Raw genomic sequence first — 21,130 nt, 5'->3', positions numbered from 1 at the left:
TATTATAAAAACTATTTCAACAACCACATCACGTTATTTACATTATCTGTGCCTCCCCATTGACGATCGAGTGCTGCAAGATACTGTTCCTTATTATACAATAATTCGTTCTCCGGATACTGCCAGCGCACTGGGATCTTCGTCTTGTCATCGTTCAGGTTTGTATTCGGGTTGATGGGAAACTCCGGATACATGTTACGACGGTAATCGTAGTAATCATCATATTGCATATGATAATAACGAGCAATATAGACTTGGATCCAGATCTGTTTTAAACGGTCTTTCTGCGTACCTTTTGTATTATAAGCCACATAAGAGCCTTTTAAATAATTATCGATGTACTCATCCGTAATTTCTCTTCCATTCTGATATTCCGCAGGAACAGTAGAACGAACGAACCGAAAAGAAGCACGGATACCATCCTCATAGTATTTTTGGGCATCTCCTTTTACCCAACCCCGTTCGATAGCCTCAGCAATCGTAAAATTCATATCCGCATATCCTAAACGAATATATGGAACTCCTGCATAACTCAAACGGTATACCCCATTCGGGCGCGAATGCATCTTGTTAGCAATCTTTTTGGACTCTTCCCCGAATACGGCAGCAACATCCAATCCCTGATAAGCATTCCAGTCACTCGGTTCCAACAGTTTTTGTCCCGGAGCCAGATATAACTCATCTGTCATGGCCTGGGCCGGAGAAAAATAATAGAACAAACGATAATCCTCAAACTTCTTCAACGGATCGATCAATAGGGAAGAACCGGCATATTCGTTAATACTCTTCACAAAACTATTATGGAACGGATTCTGCTGGCCTTGCTTATCTGAATAAACAACCTGCAAATTATCGTCATTGCTCTGGAACAGGTTACCCTCCGCTACTATCCTGGCAAATGTCTCCTTTATATTCAACTCGGGCGTATCATCCACACGCTTAGACAAAGAAATCAACACCTTCAACCGCAGAACATTCGTCGCTTTTCTCCACTTCACCGGATCTCCTTTATAAAACGGATCACCTTCGAATGTATTAGCTGTAGCAAAGAATTTATCTGCTTTTTCCAGGTCGGACAAAACACCTATAAAAACATCTTTCTGACTGTCGTAAACCGGATAACGGTACTCTTCTATATCCAGGGCCTGCGAATAAGGGATATCTCCCATACTCATCGTACAACGCCAGAAATTCCAACCTTTCATAAAGTAGAATAATCCAGAATAGGCATCTTTATCTTCCTCGGAAGCCAGTTCCATCATTTGTTTCGCATTCGTCAGTATCCGGATATAAGAAAAACTATCTGTTCCGAAACGGTTGTATTGGGCATTATTAATCTGTTCCCCCCAAAACATCCTCCGACTCAGAAACTCATTATACTCCCATATCTTCGTAACCATGTCCTTTATTACGGTGGTAGCCAACATGGACGATTTAACCTGAGTGGTTGCATCCGGGTTCGTATTCATTTCATCAAAAGTCGATGTACAAGCTGAAAACGAAAGAACATACGCCAGTAAACAGCTAACTATTTTTATATTTTTCATATTTCTCATTTGTATACTTTATTAGAAATCAACTTTAATATTAAAACCCATATAACGCTGAGACGGTGCATTCAACTCTTCTGTTTCACCACCTCTTTCCGGGTCTGCATATTTAAAATCTTTCGCCCACAGAAGCAGGTTCTGACCGGTAAAACTAACAGAAGCATTTTTCATCCCGACTTTCTTACAGGCCGACGACGGTATATCATAAGTCAGGGAGAGATTCCGAAGCTTAAAGAAAGTCTGGCTCAGCATATTCTGCCAGCTCGGGCTTGCATGAGAGTCATGATACTTAGTAATATAACTTTCATAAGATACCACGATATCATTAGGTGCAAAAACCCGTGTATCTTCCAGGACATTGCCATCCGGATCTCTTTTTACCGCACCGGAAACAACCTTTACTCCTTCTCCGACATAAGAAATATTCCCATTTACAACTTCATCATAACGGAATTGGTTATCTGAGTCCACATGTGTCCCTGAATTCCAAAGCATCTGATGCGTTTTAGAATAAGAGATACCACCGACACGCCCGTCAAACGTAAAACTTAATGTCCAATTCTTATATCGTAATGTATTGGTTATACCCCACACCAGATCAGGAACATATTTACCGACTTTCTTCTGGAACGTCTGTCGTACAGGAATACCTCCGTTGTGAACAATGTTTCCGTCAGGGTCACGTTCCCAGTCATTAATAGCAATCCAGTCCCAGTCGGCTCCTTCCTTGATCCAGGGACGTTTCGTGGAATAATCAGGATCCAATTTATGATAAGTATAGTTATCATGTGACCAGTTGGTCAGAATATGCCAGTTGAAGTCTTTCGTTTGGATGGGTGTTCCTCCTACTACCAGTTCTACACCGGTACGTAAACGCTGCTCTTTACTATTCGTCTGAATGGATTTATATCCGGTAGACTCACTTACCCCTCCATTAATAATAAAATCAGACTCCAACTTATGATAATAGGCAAAGTCAATATTTAACCGTTTCTGTAAAAAGGTTTGAGCCAGACCGGCTTCCCAGGTTTCGGATTTCTGAGGAAGAACAATTCCTCCGATCAGAGCTTCAGGATAGGAAGCTGTAGACAAACCATCCCAAACATTTGTTGTAACTTCGTATACATTATTATTGGCGTATATATCTGCGTCTTGCTTTGTGGTAGTCCATGACCCTCTCACTTTCAAGAAATTCCACCAGGAAGGTAACGGTAATATTTCCGACAATATTACACTACCTGCCACCGAAGGATAAAAATAAGAGCGCTCGTCGGAGCGTAAAGTTGAAGACCAGTCATTACGTCCGGTAATATCCAAATAATAGGTACTGTTCCAGGAAACAGAAGCTTTTCCATAGATACTGTTTACCCGTTTTTGCTTCAGACTGCTTGTCGCACTAACAGGGTCGGAAGATGACTTCAACGAATAATATCCGGGAATCGAAAGTCCTCCCTGTGTTTTACTCAGCATATCATCGTCATGCCGATAGAAAATATTACCTCCAAACATTCCATTTAAGTTAAACTTGCCCCAAGTTTTATCGGCCATCAACATAGCGTCGGCATTGACACTAAATTTAGTATCTTTATTTATACTGTAATATCCTTTCTTATCCCATGCTCCGTTTGCACTGATCGCATTTCTGGATTCTTCCCGCTTGTTATAAATATCAGCACCGGCACGAGCCATCGCCTTCAACCAGGGAGTAATCTCATAACTGGTGTTGACAGAGGTATTGAACACATCAGTATCATACGAAGTGATCTGTTCATAAGCTTTAAACCAGGGATTATCATACCAACTCTTATCATACCAGTTCTGCATTTCATTTTCTTTTCCTTTCACCCAGTAGTCTCTATAATCGCGAACATCATATTCGGTACCGCCCCAGATCACCATATTATAGATGTAACTGCTACTATACCCCGAACCTACCGTATTCGACGATACACGTTTATTGTAGGCCGCCGTTGCATCCATCGAAAATTTCTGCCATTTCATTTCACCGCCTACGGAGAAAGTCATTTTATTCAATTTCTGATTAGGATATTCCCCTTTATGGTAAACTTGTGTGGCGGAAGCTCTGAAAGAACCATATTTTCCTTTCTGGGTAACACTTACGTTGTTATTTGTTACCATACTAAACTGAAGGAAGTTATTGAAATTATCTTTTCCTTTGGAAGTAAGTTCCATTTCTCTGAATTCGTACGTTTTCGGATCCCATTGAACGGCAGTACGTCCAATATCCAACTTATCGCCCCACACCGAATTATTATTATATTTACCACCTGTACCGGCACTGTATGAATGTTGTGTTTCAGGAAAAGCCAGATAACCGGAGAAAAACATAGTATTACTATTGACATTGATGTTCAATCCTTCCTTATCCGATCCTTTCTTTGTTGTAATCATGATTGCACCGCTGGAACCTCTTGCTCCATACAACGCTGAAGCGGTTGCTCCTTTCAATACATCGACAGATTCAATATCATCGGCTGCAATTTCATTGATCGATAAATTTGCATAAGGGATACCATCCACAATCAATAGAGGAGTAGAACCACGTAATGAGATCGTTGCATCCTGATCAAATTCGGTATTATTCTGAATATTCAGTCCGGCAATTTTACCTGTCAATGAAGTAGTTATATCAACAGATTTAGCCATCGGCATATCGTCACCACTCATCTTCTGGACAGAGTAGCCCAATGCTTTCTCTTCTCTCTTAATACCTAAAGCGGTAACAACCACTTCCCCGAGCGCTTGTGAATCCTCCTTCAAATGAACAACCAGTGTGCTTTTATTCTTAACAGGTAAATCCTGAGTAATATAACCGACATACGAAACGACCAGAATCGCTCCTTCTTTCACTGTCAATGAAAAGTTACCATCCATATCGGTAATCGTTCCGTTGACTGTTCCTTTTTCCATAATATTCGCCCCGATAATAGGTTCTCCGTTCGCATCGGTTACCGTTCCCTTCACCGATTTAGTAAGGTTAATATTCGAGTTTTGAAGTTCGGGCTCAGTAAGTACCACCTGAGTTTCTCCTTTTATAGCATAAGAAACAGGTATCTGCTGAACGATCTGCCCCAACACGGATTCAATACTTTGATCATTTGCTTCAACAGTAATCGGGGTACTCATACCGGGAAGGCCTTTCTTATAAAAAAAACGATATTTGCTTACTTTTTCAATTTGCTTCACCACCTCCGAAGCGGGTTTGTCTTTCATATTGATGGTTATCTGAGCGTGGATTTCCAATAGTGGAAAGGTTAACAATAGTGTCAGAATAACCATTTGTTTAAATAAATGCTTCATGTTACTCATTTTTCTTTTAATTAGAAATAAGATGTAGATAAAATAAATGTTTGTAACTTTGTAAGCAGAAGAGTCCCGTTAATAACAGCCGGTCTCCTACATCGGCTATATCAACTTAAGGGATATCTGCAAAAATTGTATTGACGAGGTAGCTCTGTAAAGGGTTACCTCTTTTCTTTTTATTCCTTCCTCATAGGCATTCTGTTAGATTAGACATTAGATTTATTTCAATATATGGTTAACAGGCCCTGTTAAGGATCCCTTCTTTTCAGGAATACGGTATCACCTTTATTCTCATATACCACGGGAGTAGTCAGGTTGATGATGTCGATAAAGTTTTCAAGACTGTTATTACGAACAGTTCCTATATAACATTCTTTCTTTAACGATTCGTCTTCTATATATATGGTCGTATTGTACAGACGGTTTATGATACCTGCAATCTCTTCCAAGGATTCACCGTCGAATGTGATTTCATTCTCCCGCCAAAGGGCTATATCCTTGAGGTTATTATCTTCGTACTGCAGGAAGTTGCGGGTCAACAGGTCGACTTTTACTGATTCGTGCGGTTTGAGGATCGCTACATGGTCTTCATAACTCACTCGTACGGAACCGGAAAACAGCGATGCAATAATTTTATTATCATTTTTGTATGAATTTATATTGAATGCAGTTCCCAGAGCTTCCACCTGCATACCTTTGGTTTCCACAACAAAACGTTTGGCCGGATTTTTAGCAACTTCAAAATAAGCTTCCCCCACCAATGCCACATTCCGTTCTTTCATACCATAGTCTGCCGGATAGCTGATCTTCGTATCAGAGTTCAACCACACTTTCGTACTATCAGGCAAAGTAACGAAAGCCCGTTGTCCCTTCTCTGCCGATACCATGAAATTCTGTGTCGATAATTGTTTCTGCTTATGATACATATTGTAATTGACCAAGCTTAAAACAACGATTATGCAAGCCACCGCAACCCGTTGACAGATTTTCCAGGAAAAACGCGAAAGCAACAGAATGACTTTAGCTTGTTTTTTCTCTTCATCCAAACCACGACTTAACCGACGATACATACGTTCCTGTACATCTCTGGGCATTTCATCCGGACTCTCTTTCCATGCGCTCTCGAAAAGTTTAAAAAACTCTTCCCGGGATGCACACTGCCGGAACCATTCCATCAACTGCCGATTTTCTTCTTCAGTAGTGGAACCTGCTATCAGACGGTGAAGTAATTCTATTCTCATTATAGATTCGTTTATATATAATAGTCTTCCCAATGTATCTACTACTTAGTCGAAAGATAAAAAACATTTGTATTTAACTTTAATTTACATACTAGTCATAAATCAAAGAATGCATTTAGAAAAGAAATATTTGCTTTTACAAAGAAAGATAAATAAGAAGGAAAGCCACAGCCTTATTACCCAACACTTTACGAAGTTCTTTCAAAGCCTGGTAGATATGGGCTTCTACCGTACGTTCAGATAAAGCTAGTTTTTCTGCTATTTCGGCATGCGACAGATTTTCAAAACGGCTCATGATAAATACTTTCCGACGCATTTCCGGGAATGACGAAATGACATTAAAAATATACTCCCGCAATGAATCGGCTTCAATGGCATCTTCTTCTGAACTGGATATCAGTTTTATATCATTGAGCTCTTCGAGCGGTTGATTTTTACGAAGAGCTTCTTCTATGTATTTATAAGCTAAATTACGGGCGATAATTGAAATATAAGCTTCAAAATTAAGCTCAGGTTGAATGTTCTCGCGTTTTTCCCAAATAGTCAGGAAGAGTTCCTGCACCACATCTTCAGCTATATCAGAATCATTCAATAAATATAGAACGGTATTGTATACTTTCGGACTATACCGCCAATAGACGGAATTAAAAGCATCCCTGTCCCCTTCCTTAAGACGATATAAAAGTTCATTATCCATACTTATCGCAATCTCCCTCCATTAAACATAAGTTCTTATGTTTCTTCCTGAAATAAAGTATCAAAGATAATAATTTTATCCACCAAAGAAAAATACAAAACCCAAGAAACATATTACAACCCGAAGCAACAATAAGTGTGTCACTCCGGGTCGATATACACTTACAGTCAATTCATACAAACAGGCAGTAATAACTCATAAAAATCAAAACAAACGGACGATCAGCTCAAAATTAGAATCACGGAAAGAAGATTCCCATGGCGTCGTATCCGTCTGTTCCTTCCGTGACTTGAGCATTTCTGCAGCTTTCTCTTTTTCACTACGGTAGATAGAGGTACACCACTCTGCTATACGATTTCCCGGGAACTCCGTACTCCAGGAAGTAACCATACGACTAGCCTCCGACTCTTTACCCAACTCACGTAAAGCCAAAGCACTTAACAGGTTTCCAGAATCGAAATAAGAATGGGATGTCTGATAACCGACAACGGCAGATAACAGCGCAGATGCCTTCTGCCCATCTCCTTGCCCGGCAGCCGCCTTTGCTTCCAGATAATCTTCCAGACGGCTGTCGATCATATTATCGTAAGGTTTACCTACACCTAAGTTCTCCGGCCATTCTTTCGATGCTTCTACACTTTTCATCACTTGTTTATAATTCTTGCTCCTCAGTTGTTCCATCGCCCGGTACAAATTGGCCTCACGATAAACTGCACGTCCTGCATATGAACCTTCATTCGGTAACACCTGTATTCTACTTAACAAAGAGATACATGGCTGATATTGGCCCGTTTCACATAATGCTTTTGCATACTTCAAGCCAATATAATAGTTCGAAGGATATTTTTTAATATATTTCTTTCCGATTTCAACAGCCTGTTGCCATTGATTATTGGAGATATAATAGTTGATCAAAGTAAATCCGGTGCGCCACGACATCTCTATCTGCTCTGCCTTTAACAAATCTCTCAACCGGGATTCACCCTCTTTTAAAGAAGCACGACTCAGATAAAACGGTGCATAATTCGCTTCACTACACCCCTCAAACAATGCCAATGCTTTCGCTTTATCCTGATTAGCCCAATAAATCAAACCTTCATAATAGCTGATTTTCCAGTCTGGCCGAATCATCTTTGCCCACTCCAACGCTTTTAAAGAAGTGGGACGGAAAGGATATACGGCTTCCGGAAACTGAGCGTTTGCCTTTTCTAACGCAACCATACTTCCGGCCTCATCTCCACTCTTATGCAATAGCCAAGCTTTTTTATAACCTGCAATCGGATAATTTTCTGCAAAAGAGAATAAGGTCAGGGCCTCTTCATTACAACCTACTGCTTCATACCATTCTGCCAATTCCATATAAGTCTCAAAAGGAAGCTCGTTACGAATCAGAGATCCGAAGTCTTTTTCATCCATTCTGTTCAGCAGGTAATTCTCAAAACGTGCCGCATGATACAGCGGAAGATCTTCCAGCAACGGATCGATAAGCGCTTTGGCTTTCTCCGGCTGGTTCGTCTTCCGATAAACCACCATTAAAACATGGTCAGCACTCAGATTCATACGATTGAATTCTTTACTTCTCAAGGCATAATGTTCAGCCTTTGCCCAGTTTTTATCGAGCAGGAACATTTCTGCTAATTTCTCATAGGCTGCACTACGTACTCCCGGAGAATAGGAAGCTACCGAAAAACCGTCTTTGGCATCCGTATGATTTCCCAATGCCATGTTGCATAAACCATACAGATAGTTGACATCTCCATCGTACGTGTTAATGCTTAATGCTGTTTTACAACGGGCTAGCGCTTCGTCATAACGTCCCTGACGATAATAAAGGGAAGCAAGATCAGTCAGTGCAGGCACGAAATAAGGATCTTTTTCGAGGGAAGCCTGTAAAAACTTTTCTGCCTTGTCGAGTACTTTCTGATTCATCCATTGCTCTCCCTGTGTATAAAGACCATATACCGAGTTCCAGTCAAAATCGGCAGGCAGTTGTTTCGGGCGACTGGTGATGTTATCCGAAGGTACTTCCGAATACACCAGCAAATCCTCGCCTACCACGACTTTCAGTTTACCGGCGGCAACAGCCTTATTCAATGGGATAGAATCTTTCCAGGTTTCCAGTACACCGCAGTTCAACGGGATGGAGTTCACTTCCTTTTCTCCTTCATACAGCTTTATGCTTGTAGATAATTTCTGCAAAGGAGAGAAATACAACTTCAGAAAACCGTCTTCCCTCAACACGTTAAGAGCTCCGATACGGCTCGCCTTTGAGACTCCTTTTATTCCTTTTACCGGGAACCAGTACTCGGTCCATCGATCCGTTGCCTGCGGACCGAATGCCGTATGTTTATAAGGAGTTAAGCTACTGTTGGAAGCCGGCTGATTATACATGCGACCCGATTGCAGTTCGATATACTGCCCGTCGGTATCCGTCAATAAATCTTCCCAGATACCTCCCTCACGGGAAAGGCCCCACAAGAAAATCTTCATTCCCAGTTTCTCGTCATAACCGGCATGATGGATGGAGCCGAAATCGTTGTCATGCCAGTAAGCACCATAGAAATCGTTATACTTTCCTACTATATGATACGATTTTGAATTGCCGAAGTCATTCTTTTCATACCAGGAGATATCACGCCCCTGTTCATCCAGAGGGAAAGAATGGAGTTCGCCGCCATGTCCGATGTAGTTCGTTCCAGGATAGCAGAACTCGGCATTTCCCGCTGCCGGATAGCCTGCGTTCATCCACTGATAGTAAGGCTGGTCGATGGATGAACTGTTATGCCAGGTCGTTGTTGTCGTAAAGTAAGCCTTATCTTTCGGCAGATTCACTTCCACGGTCCACAGCGTCCGGGTTACCAGTTCATAAGAAGAGACATAACAACTCACACTTCCGTCCGGTTTCTGCCGGGTCACATAGTCAACCGGCGTACTGGAAGTCGGTGCATGACCGATAATACCGAAGTTGAACTCGATACCGCCTGATGTCCACGGACCACGCATCGCAATATCACGGAACTTCACGACGTGGTTATTATAGATAAACTCCTTACCGGTCGTTTTATCTACAGCTCCCCATATTTTTCCACCTATCTCAGGAAAGAGAGTCAGTTTGATATAATCATTTTCAAGAGAGACTACTTTCCATTGCCGGTCGGTTCCTTTAGCAGAAAAACCATCAAAACGGAAATAAGGATAAAACAGATCGGAGGGATCTGCCACCGGATCCGGATCGGAGAAAGGATACGTTTTAACTGTTTGTACATTTTCGGAGACTGTCGCCTGTTGCTGTGCGGACAATGGTTGCAATAGTGCGGTGGCACAAAGAAGGAGTATACTTTTTTTCATGGTAATCTATTTATATAAATCAAAACTTTTAAGAAGATCTATAAAGACAGAAAAGGAAGTTCTTCTCTAATATCCCACAAACAGGATTAGAATAAAGATCTTCCTTTTCCTTTCTTTTCATAGTATTCTTGATGAAGATCCAAACAAGGTTATCATCACTCTACTGCTGGATTGATTAGGCTGGAGGCTATTACCTTTTTGATAAAACCAGCAACCAACCCTCTTTACTTTTTACAGGAATCCTGTCATTCAGTTTAAAAGTAGAAGCCTGCTGAAAATCTTTTACAAACGGAGCTTCTAATGAAACGGTTGCTTCATTCATACCTAAAGCCTTCCAATCAAAAGTCAGATAAATACTTTTTTCCTGATTTGAGAAGTTTCCAATCGATATCAGAACCTTATCAGACTTTACATAAGCCGTAGCTTTCACTTCCGGATCCGAAGTCCTGACAGGACAAACTTCATCCCAGTAACCAAGCATCTTTGCATCTTCTATACCAAACGATTTCCACAAATCCCAAACCGGAGCCGGTGAATATTTTCCGTAAGAATGACGTGCAGTTGTTCCGTACACCATACCCAAGAAACGGTTACCACCATCCTGTAACATCTCACTCATTACACCGAACGGAATACCGGAGAAAGTTACAAACCATTCATCCGAATGCATTTCGTTGTACTTGAAGCTCTCGCCAAACCACAACCGATCTACATATGGGAAAAAGCCTGTATACTGATTTGCGGGGCCAACGGAATACCATGTATTGGAATGTAAATCTATCAAAGCCCCCGGATGATATTGATTCATAATCTTCCGCATACGCTTCATCACCGGACGGTCGAATGAAACGTCATCCATATAAATTCCATCCAGATCATAATTCTCAAACATCCAACGCAGCCCCTCCAGATAATAGTTGATCCAGCGGGAAAAACCATTCAATACCAAAGCTGCATCTGAAGTCTCATTAGGCATTTCCGAATACCAGGCTGCCCGATAATCATCGATCAAATGTTCACAGTGCCAAGGTAAACCATATCCCGGACCAGAAACAAATATCTCATGTTTCAAACTTTTCAGGGCATAGATCTCCTGTACATAATTCGTCAATTCACGAATGGTATAATATAATTTGACCTTTCGTCCGAACTCATGCTCGTGTTTGATAAATCCAATCAACGAATCTCGTACGATAAACGGATAATTAATAACCGGATTCAAAGGTTTTGCATGATGAATATTAATGATATTCGCACCCTCCTCGGCCGCTTTATCAAATCCCGTATGTTCCGCATGATAATAGCGTTCAGAAAAATGCTTCGCAGGTTCCAATGGTTTAAGTGGTGTAATCAATAAGGCAAACTCGTAACTCCGAGGTTGTTCCGACAAAGTATCTACACCTGTACTTGCCACAACCTTAGCACTTTGCCCTTTAGCTCCTGATATCTGAACCGTACCTTTTCCATGGTTCGACCAAGCTCTGGGTGCTGCTGGTTTGTAGTCATTCAACAGAGGACCATGATAACTCCCCCCTCTATACTCTACGTGTAAACCTGCTTTTGCATTTCCCATCCAATAGCTATCCCATGGACCTTCCCAGTTCCATTGATAGGAGACTGGCCGGAAGCCTCCGCCAAAACCTGTACCCATGAAATACTCCGAAGCATAACGTGTATAGTCGGTTTCCAAACGTACATCCTTCACTACCATATCCTGTTCTGCAGAAACTTGTAAATCATAATGGACATATCCGTCATACTCCATAAAAGCATGGTTCGTAAAATAGATACCGTCTTTAGAATAAGAGGACTTCCAGGAAACCAGGCCATTTGCTTCTTTCTTCAAAACAGCGTCCGTCGCATCAAAAGAAACAGATCCTTTATTTGTAACGATAACGAAACGGAATGGCTTTGCCAGAACCTGTTCGCCATTGATTTGGATAGAAGCAGGCAATCCGTTAGATGCTATCTGTAACGTTTTATCTGTGGCCTGAATTCTGTCGCCATCAACCTTCATTGCCTGATAAGGAGTAACCGGTTCGTTATCTTCACCAATCCTGGAATTCAGCCATCTCAACCTAGCATGTCTCCAAAGATCACCATCTCCTTTATCTGCCAGGATCTCTCCCTTAACAGTTATCTCAACCGGAATTACTTTTGAAGCAACCCCTTTGGCTGAAAAATCGACAGTCCCACGATAAACCCCGGCTTTTGCATCTTCAGGAATCTGAACTCCACACCAAAGAGCCTGAATATTTCCCTTTGGCACATGAATATTAAAAGTGATCGGTTTCCCATCCCAGTTAATACCTTCTTGGTTAAAGCAAGTAATCTCTTCTTTAGCAATCGTGGCAGAACCATTTGTCAAATCGCTGAATGAAAGCCTGACGTCATTCAATTCTTCTCGAGCTGCCCAAACTCCAATCTGCCAGACATAATATTCATTTCGTAAAGCAACACCTGCAAATGATCCGGCAGGTCCATTTTTCACCCAACGAACAGGTAGCTGGTGAGGTAAACGAATCGGAAAAGCCCTGTCTTCCGGAAACAGGATCGGAGTTTCCGGATGCTGTTTCAATAAACTATCCGTTTCAGCGACCGTTGCAATAATTCCCATTGGAGTAAAAGCATCGAATTTAGAACGGCTTTCAAAACGAAGTACCTCTGCTTCAGGCAGATCTACCGATAATGCAGACTTCCAGGTATCATCCGCCTCATAAACCGGAGGCAGATAGTCATTCCAAGGTTTACCATAACGGGCATCTCCCCATCCTTTTCTATATTTATAAGGCAAATAATAAATATAATAAAGTCCTTTTCCCGATACAGGCTCGAAAGTAACCGTACCAGACTCCAAAGAAAAGTCCGACACTTCTACATTCTTGATCTCCTGACCGGTCTGCGCATCAACAACTATAATCTTTTTGGTTTCAGGACGTAAATCCGGACGACGCCATGGTAATACAGCCTTAACAGCTGTATTACCATTTATATCGGAAACCTGCACTACTGCTCTGTGATTACCTTGCATATCAGCTCTCCACATAGTATCTGCTACCGTGAAAGGTATTCCATCCGGGGCAAACGGAAGATACTGATTATCTCCATTCAGAGTTTCCGTTTTTGGGGAACAAGACAACAAACATAAGAACAGTCCTACATATCCTATATATTTTTTCATCGATTCATCATTGATTGTAAATTAATAACCCGGATTCTGATCATCCTTCAACAATGGATTCACATCTATGGCAGTAGTTGGGATCGGCATCAACATCAAACGATCATCCCATTTCTTATCAATTACCACATAACCGTTTGGAGCAGTTGACGGGCCATTCAGGTACTTATTACAATATTCGCTTCCATAGCGCCTTACATCATCGTAACGATGACCTTCTACAGCCAACTCGACACGTCTTTCGTTACGTAAAAAATCGATTGCTTCCTGTGCACCCAAAGAAACCGGAACATCCGGCATACCGCAACGATCACGCAGCAGATTCAAAGCAGAACGAACCTGATCATCATAACCGGCTGTCATTAAATGAGCTTCGGCAAATGTCAGCAAAACTTCGGCATAACGGATAGTCGGATAATCTTCGGCTGCACCATACGGACTGGCAACATAAGGATTCCAGGACACCATCTTACGATAACTGAATCCTGTCCACGATTCATTACCATTCTTGTTGATCACATCCGGATCCCATTTGTAATAAAATTCACCAACAGCTGTTTCATGCCATCCCTTAAACGGAAACATCAACGTCACATACAAACGACTGTCACGATTCTTGAACTCCTTCATATAATCATAGGTCATCAGATTGGAACTGGTAGCAAAAGCTTTATAATCTCCTGCACTTAGATTTTTCGCATAGTTCCATATCTTATCATAATTAGCCTTACGAGTATCTACTGAAATCTTCTCCGGAAGAGTCTTTCCATCTATATTCCAATAAGCATCTACCAAATCCTGCATCGGTTCAAAAGATGAATAACCATGCTGAATAGACATTGACAATGGAATAAAATAAGTATAACGGTATTGATCGTAAGCATACGGATCTTCCATATATTCATGAGTCAACACATATTCCGGATTAGCCGGTGTTGCATTCGCTCCTTGCCAAAGGGCCTCATAGCTAAACATACCTTTCACATATTTATCCTTATCAATTCCCAATCCGGCAAAATCTATATACAAATCCATTTCTTTGGCCTCCTGTTCCTGGGCTGCACTTAATGACGTCAGTTTAAATAATGAATATTTACCACTCTCCATTACTGCTTTAGCCGATTTCTCTGCTTCTGCATAATTGCCGAAATATAAGGCAGCACGAGCACGTAGAGATAAAGCGGCATAGCGCGTCACACGACCTGTTTCATTCATGAAACCACCACTATAACTCTCCGGCAATATAGCTGCAGCCTCAGCCAGTTCCGTCAGGATGAAATCACGAACTTCTTCCACAGAATTACGGGTAACAGTCGGTGCATCATAAGGGAGTTCGTCTGTAACAATAGCGACTTTACCAAAATACTGGGTCAGATTCAAATAAGCAAAAGCCCTGAAAAAACGAGCTTCAGCCTTTGTCCTTTCTTTAAGTTCTTCACTCATATCACAACCATCAACACGAGCTATATATGAGTTGGCTGTCCGGATTGCATTAAATTTATAATCCCCATAAGTGGCAGCAGTATTGATACCGTTTTGCTGAACCATCTCCATATTACCTTCCCATGGCTTATGGCTGTGTGCATTATCCGTACACATTTCATCCCAGATATCCAGTCCCGGCATCGATTGATAACAGCCGTTCAAAGCATACCAAGCATCCTTTTCCGTCTGCCAGAAATTTTCAGCAGAGATCTCTGCCGGTGGAACCACATCCATATCACAAGAGGTTAATACACCTGTCAATGCGCAAAATAGAACTAAACTTTTTATATGTAATTTCATAAACAATTCTCCTTCAATTAAAATGATACATTCACACCAAACGCTAAAGATTTACTACCCAAAGCACGGACAGTACTACTGGTTGCTTCCGGATCAAAATCCTTCATTTTCTTGTCTGCACGAATAGTGAATAAATTCTCACCAGTCAGATATACCTTCAAAGAAGAGATACCTAAACGGGACACTACATTCTTCGGAACATTATAACCCAAAGTCATTGTCTTGAAACGGAAATAGTCGGCATCAAACAAGTGATAGTCATTAAATGCCCTGTTATAAGTTGTATGCGGGCTACTAGCCGTATAAATTCTCGGATAAATAGCATGAGGGTTGGGATTCGCTTCAGTCCATCTGCCCATATGATATCTTCTAGGATTATCCTGACCGTGGAAGAACGGATGTACCTGATAAACTTCAAAGGCCACATCTGCACCACTGATTCCTTGTCCGAAGATCGAGAATTCAAAGTTCTTGTAATTTACCGAAAAATTGATACCATAAGTAAAATCAGGAACTTCACAACCAATAATCGTACGGTCGTTATCCGTAATTTCTTCACCCCAATTCAACTTGCGTTGAGGAATAAATTTAGTATCACCAGCATTCGGAGTGACCCCACCATAAGTATAATAATGTCCGGCGTCGATATCTTCCTGTGTATATAAACCATCACTCTTAAAACCGTAGAAAGAACCGATAGATTCACCTTCACGCAAAATATACTTAGCTACGCCATGACCATTTTCCAGATTCTTGATAATATCGTTCGAAGAAGATAAATCAGTTATCTCATTATTGTTTGTTGCAATGTTTGCACTGATCATATAAGAGACATCTCCTATCGTATTACGGTGTGCCAATGCAAATTCAAACCCACGATTACGTACTTTCGCTACATTTTGTGAAGGTGCATTTGTAATACCTGTTTCCAAAGGCACATTGTAAGCCATCAGAATGTTGCTGGTATTTTTGATATAATAATCAGCCGTACCGCTCAATTTACCATTCCATAAATCAAAATCCAGACCAATATCAGTCAAAGCCACCTTTTCCCAGCTCAATGAGTGGTTAGCAGGCTTCGTTTCTTCAATCACTTTGGCTGGTGAGTCACCAAAAGAGTAATAAGCGTCTACATCTGAAATCTTACGGCTTCCATAATTCTGAAAATAATCATAATTACCTACATTATTAATATTACCCAACGTTCCATAAGATGCTCTGAGTTTCAAATTATCAATAATGTTACGTGTACTTTCCATAAAAGACTCTTCGCTGATTCTCCAGCCTGCTGAAAATGAAGGGAAATATCCCCAACGATTATCTGCATGGAAACGGGAAGAAGCATCTGCTCTAAAATTTGCTTCAAGCATATACCGTTCCATTAATGTATAGTTGATACGACCGAAATAAGAAAACATCTTATATTCTTGCATACTGGAACCATTTTTATATAATGAACCGGATGTTGCTCCTGCGGACAGATCGTCAAATGAATCAGCTGGGAAGTCCTGACGGGAAGCCATCAATGTTTCTTCCTGATAATGTTCATAAGATACACCAGCCAAAGCTGAAAGCGAATGGATATCTTTTGTCCAATTATAACTGGCAGTACCTGTATAAGTCAGGAAATTATTTTTTTTCCAGTTTACCTCCATCGAATTAACCGTATTCCCCGTACCACCGATTACTGTACCTGGATTCAAGAAACTGGGTACATCATCTTTTAAACTAGTGTATGCCTTGTTTTTGTATTCATACGATTTATAAGTACCCTGGCCTGTGATAACCAGACCTTTTATCGGCTTTAAATCGAATGCAAGTTCATACATTGAATTTTCAATCGTATTTTTAGTCCAGTCATTCGTACTGTAGGCACGTAACGGGTTACCACCGGCAAACGTACCACTGGCTTCATGACCCGACTCAACTGATCCCCATTCGCCGTTGGACTGACGGGCAACGAAGGTGCTCGGAACGATCAGCATATTATCAAACGAAGGTGTTCCTCCGTCAATATCTTTATTACGCTGGATATACTTCACACTTCCGCGAAATGTTAACCAGCCAGTTACATCCGATGATACATTCAAATTCAGATTATACCGTCGGGTATCCCGATTCCGGATATTCTCCGTATCATAGACATAACCCAATCCTGCAAAATAACGTAACTTCTTAGTTCCTCCCGAAAAGTTCAAAGAATGTTTGGTCGTAACGGTCCAATCATCGAATACTAGATCCACCCAATTCGTATTCGGATACAGATCAGGCTCGGTTCCTTTTTTGAACAGCTCTATATCACTATCCGAATACCCCTGATTTTTCCCTGCAGAAGGATTCGTATTATACAATGCCTCATTATATAATTCGGCATATTCCCATGAGTTGACAAGGTCCTGTGTATAGGTCGGTGCTTTCATCCCCACCATACCACTGTAAGAGACTTCCATTCGTCCGTCCTTGCCCTGCTTTGTTGTAACTAAGACAACACCATAGGCAGCACGTGAACCATAGATAGCTGAAGATGCAGCATCCTTCAGGAAAGAAATATTTTCAATACTGTTCGGATCCAGATTAGAAAAGAAAGTTGCATCGGCAATAGCCCCATCAATTACATAAAGAGGTTCGGAAGTTCCCAAATTACCCCGACCACGAAAGTTTATAGAAACATCTTTTCCTGGACGGGAAATAATAGTTACCCCCGGAATCGTTCCTTGAATGGAACTTAATACATCTGTCTGTACGCGATCTTTGATATCTTCCGAACTGACAGAAGCAACAGAACCTGTCAGATTTACTTTCTTTTGTGTACCATAACCAACTACGACAATTTCATCAAGCGCTTTAAAGTCTTCACTTAAAGTTACGTTTATGACTGTTCTTCCGGCAACATTAATCTCTTGTGTATTATAGCCTATATAAGAAATAACTAATTTGGCATTTGCAGGAACAGTTAATGTGAACTGACCATCCATGTTAGTTACAGTCCCATTGGTTGCAGACTTCTCCAGAACATTTGCACCAACGATCGGTTCCCCATTCGAATCTTTTACAACCCCTGAGATAGTAATACCTTTTTGCTGATTGATATTTTCCAAAGCTGGAACGACTTCATCAGCTTTATATAAAACAATATGTTTATCGCTAATCAGATATTTTATACCTTCTTTTTCAAAAAGCTGGTTCAATACTTCTGTAACAGTTTTGTCTTCCACCGTTATAGAAACTTTACGTTGTGTATTAATCTGGTTAACATTATAAGTAAAATAGAATGCACTTTTCTGTTCAATAATTGAAAGGACATCCTGCACCGAAGAGTTCTCTACATTCAGAGAGAATTTTACCGACTGCGAATAAGTCACACTTGCAGTAATTTGCATTGTACCCAATAGTAAGAACAACAAGATACATCTCATAATAAACAAAGTTTTTCGGAGCCATGGCGACTTCTTATTATCGCATGACATGCTTTTCATAATAAATTTCATACATTTGTAAATGATTAGTTAGTAATAAATTTAGGTTGTCTCTAATGCGTTACTTGCTTAATCCGAACCGGGGATGTTTGCGGCATCTTCGGTTCTTCATTTCTTATAACATCTAAGTTTTCTTCATAAGCATCCTCATTTTAAAGGTTTATAAATTTGTATCTGATCCCCCTGAATTTTATAATCCAGTTTGCGGGTATCTTTCAATAATGTCAATACCTGACTTATTTTAGCCGTTTCTTTAAAACGACAGGTAAACAATTCGGTATCGAGTTCCTGGTCTTTCACAATGATATGAACATTGAAACGACGCTCCAAATCAGTCACAATATCAATCAACTGCTCATTCACATAAGCCGCTTCACCAACCGTCCACGATCTGACTAAAGATGTATTGACCGACTTATTAACAGCCAAGCCATTTTCTCTTGAATAGGTAACCTGCTCATTAGGTCTTAAAGTGACTTTATGCTCATTATCATTTGTAGCGACTTCTACTTTTCCCTCAGCCAACGTTATTGCAGAAGGTTCTTCATTGTATACTTTTACATTAAACTTAGTACCTAATACTTTTACCTGAAGTAAATCGGCATGTACAACAAATGGGACTTTTTCGTTATGGGCTACCTCAAAAAAACCTTCACCTTCAAGTTCAACATCGCGGTTCTTAGAAGAAAACCGGGCAGGATAAGTAAATTTACTATGAGAATTCAGCCAGACTTTTGTACCGTCGGATAAGGTCAAAGAAACTCTTTGACCATTAGGAACTTCAACCATATTCATAGAAGATGGTTCTTCCTTCAATAGAAAATACAGATTAGTACTTAGTAATCCAATCAATATGACCGCTGCAGCATATTTCATCCAAAATAGATAAGGACCTTTTCGGCCTGTCTCCATTTTTATATCCTTTTCCTGTAATCCGGACATAAAACGAGCATAGGCCATTTCAATCTCTTGTTTGTCAGAAAAACGCAGCTGATCTTTCAAACTCCAGATGCGTTCCATCTCAAACAACCAATCGGCATTAGCCTGATTGGCAGCAATCCATCTATCGACTTCTTCTATTTCCTCCGGTGTGCAACGGTGGGTTAAAAATCGTATTAATATTTCCTCATTCATACATCTTCCTTATCGTTTATATAAAGAAGACAACTGAAGCATTCAAAACTACGTAGTCAAAAATGAAAAAAGTTCAACTTAATTTATAATCCGGAAAAAGACGATATAAAGTATTAGTAAATCTTTTAAATCTTCCCGCAGAAAAAGTACTGCAGTCCGGATATGGCTCGCAACTGTGCGTACTGATATTTTAAGTTTATCAGCAATTTCTTTGTGTGGCATATCCTCATAATAACACAAACGGAATACTTCCGCTGCTTTTGGGGATAATTTTTTTACAGAAGCCTCAATCTGTTCACGGAGATCCCAATTAATTATTTGTTTCAAAACATCATTAGAATCAGTCCGATCATTCAGGAAAGCAATACGAGCTTCCGCTATTCGTATTTTAGCAGTATATTCTTCTATAACCATTTGATGTTTCAGATAATTCAAGCACCGGTTTTGAAGGACTTTGAAAAGATAAGATTGCACATTGTCTACATCTATTTGTTGTTTTTGTTCCCAGTAGAATACAAAAATATCCTGTACCAAATCTCTAGCGGCCTGATCATCTACAAAACGGCAAGCCAACGACATGAGCTTCGGATAAAAGTGAACAAAAAATCTTTTAAAAGCTTCCTGATCTCCTTCTTTTATTCTATATACATCAATAGGCCCCAAGCTATGAATTTCTTAATTGTACAATAATCCTCATCAGTTATAATACGAAGTTCTTGAGGAACTAATGTCTTTCTTCAATGACAAATATAAACTATTTATATTATAAATGGTTAATTTGAGCGTTCGAATCCGATGATTTCATTATAAATAAAGAAAGAGTCTTTAAAAAAGAATATATATGAGGCAATAATACTTTTTACATATATAACTAATTTACAGCTAATTGCTGTTCAATAATCACCATAGTTCCTCAAGAACTCGATTCTTTCATTTAAAACAAGACTCAAAATGAAAAATATCAATTCTGCTAATACAGGCACAATCCCTATTAACAGTTTCAATTCTTCCACTATTGCTAAAAATATTTGGTAAAAAGAAGAAGTAGTTTATAAAAAAGGGGCTGTCCAAAAAGTCGGATAGCCCCTTTTGCTATTGTTTATTTCGGTAAAAAGCAGTATCTTACCGTTGCAACAAACAAACATTATAGCAATGGCTAAGATAGTATTTAAAGAGTTAACTTCCAACCAAAATGTACTTTTTCCGGTCAGTTTATCGGAAAAGATAGCTCCCAATCATCCCGTTCGTGTTGTAAACAGTGTTGTAGACGCGTTGGATATTAGCAGTCTTCTTCAGACATATAAAGGAGGAGGCACCAGCAGCTACCATCCCCGTATGATGCTCAAGGTCCTGTTTTATGGGTACTTGAACAATATCTATTCCTGCCGTAAAAT

General features: G+C 40.3%; 11 protein-coding genes. 1 reads left to right on the top strand and 10 read right to left on the bottom strand.

What is annotated here, in order from left to right:
• Positions 1-11 precede the first annotated feature (11 nt).
• From M1P97_RS09225 to M1P97_RS09180, 10 genes are all read right to left on the bottom strand, one after another.
• Positions 12-1,547: a SusD/RagB family nutrient-binding outer membrane lipoprotein gene (locus M1P97_RS09225; RefSeq protein WP_249388895.1), complete on the bottom strand. Its 1,536-nt coding sequence runs from the start codon at positions 1,545-1,547 to the stop codon at positions 12-14.
• Between the two features lie 21 nt (positions 1,548-1,568).
• The gene (locus tag M1P97_RS09220) at positions 1,569-4,880 is read right to left on the bottom strand and encodes a SusC/RagA family TonB-linked outer membrane protein (RefSeq protein ID WP_394803891.1); all 3,312 of its coding nucleotides are present in this window, start codon (positions 4,878-4,880) and stop codon (positions 1,569-1,571) included.
• Positions 4,881-5,122: 242 nt separating this feature from the next.
• Positions 5,123-6,115, bottom strand: a complete 993-nt coding sequence (locus tag M1P97_RS09215; RefSeq protein WP_249388894.1) for a FecR family protein — start codon at positions 6,113-6,115, stop codon at positions 5,123-5,125.
• 136 nt (positions 6,116-6,251) lie between these two features.
• Complete coding sequence (locus M1P97_RS09210; protein ID WP_195370474.1) at positions 6,252-6,812, bottom strand: RNA polymerase sigma factor; 561 nt, start codon at positions 6,810-6,812, stop codon at positions 6,252-6,254.
• 204 nt (positions 6,813-7,016) lie between these two features.
• Positions 7,017-10,160, bottom strand: coding sequence for a DUF5107 domain-containing protein (locus M1P97_RS09205; RefSeq protein WP_249388893.1), 3,144 nt, complete (start codon positions 10,158-10,160; stop codon positions 7,017-7,019).
• 190 nt (positions 10,161-10,350) lie between these two features.
• Positions 10,351-13,341, bottom strand: a complete 2,991-nt coding sequence (locus M1P97_RS09200; RefSeq protein WP_195370476.1) for a glycoside hydrolase domain-containing protein — start codon at positions 13,339-13,341, stop codon at positions 10,351-10,353.
• Between the two features lie 21 nt (positions 13,342-13,362).
• Entirely contained in the window at positions 13,363-15,126 is a 1,764-nt protein-coding gene (locus tag M1P97_RS09195) for a RagB/SusD family nutrient uptake outer membrane protein (RefSeq protein ID WP_195370477.1), read from the bottom strand.
• A 17-nt stretch (positions 15,127-15,143) separates the two neighbouring features.
• Positions 15,144-18,542: a TonB-dependent receptor gene (locus tag M1P97_RS09190; protein WP_249388892.1), complete on the bottom strand. Its 3,399-nt coding sequence runs from the start codon at positions 18,540-18,542 to the stop codon at positions 15,144-15,146.
• Between the two features lie 207 nt (positions 18,543-18,749).
• The gene (locus tag M1P97_RS09185; RefSeq protein ID WP_195370479.1) at positions 18,750-19,736 is read right to left on the bottom strand and encodes a FecR family protein; all 987 of its coding nucleotides are present in this window, start codon (positions 19,734-19,736) and stop codon (positions 18,750-18,752) included.
• 78 nt (positions 19,737-19,814) lie between these two features.
• Positions 19,815-20,399 carry an RNA polymerase sigma-70 factor gene (locus M1P97_RS09180; protein WP_195370480.1) on the bottom strand — a complete coding sequence of 195 codons (585 nt, stop codon included), beginning with the start codon at positions 20,397-20,399 and terminating at the stop codon, positions 19,815-19,817.
• A gap of 489 nt (positions 20,400-20,888) precedes the next feature.
• Here M1P97_RS09180 and M1P97_RS09175 point away from each other — a divergent pair.
• Positions 20,889-21,130, top strand: a 242-nt coding sequence (locus M1P97_RS09175) for a transposase (protein WP_249388891.1), incomplete at its 3' end; no start/stop codon positions are given.

Source organism: Parabacteroides leei (assembly GCF_023369805.1).
Taxonomy (GTDB): Bacteria; Bacteroidota; Bacteroidia; order Bacteroidales; family Tannerellaceae; genus Parabacteroides; species Parabacteroides leei.
This window is presented reverse-complemented; position numbering and strand designations above follow the sequence as displayed.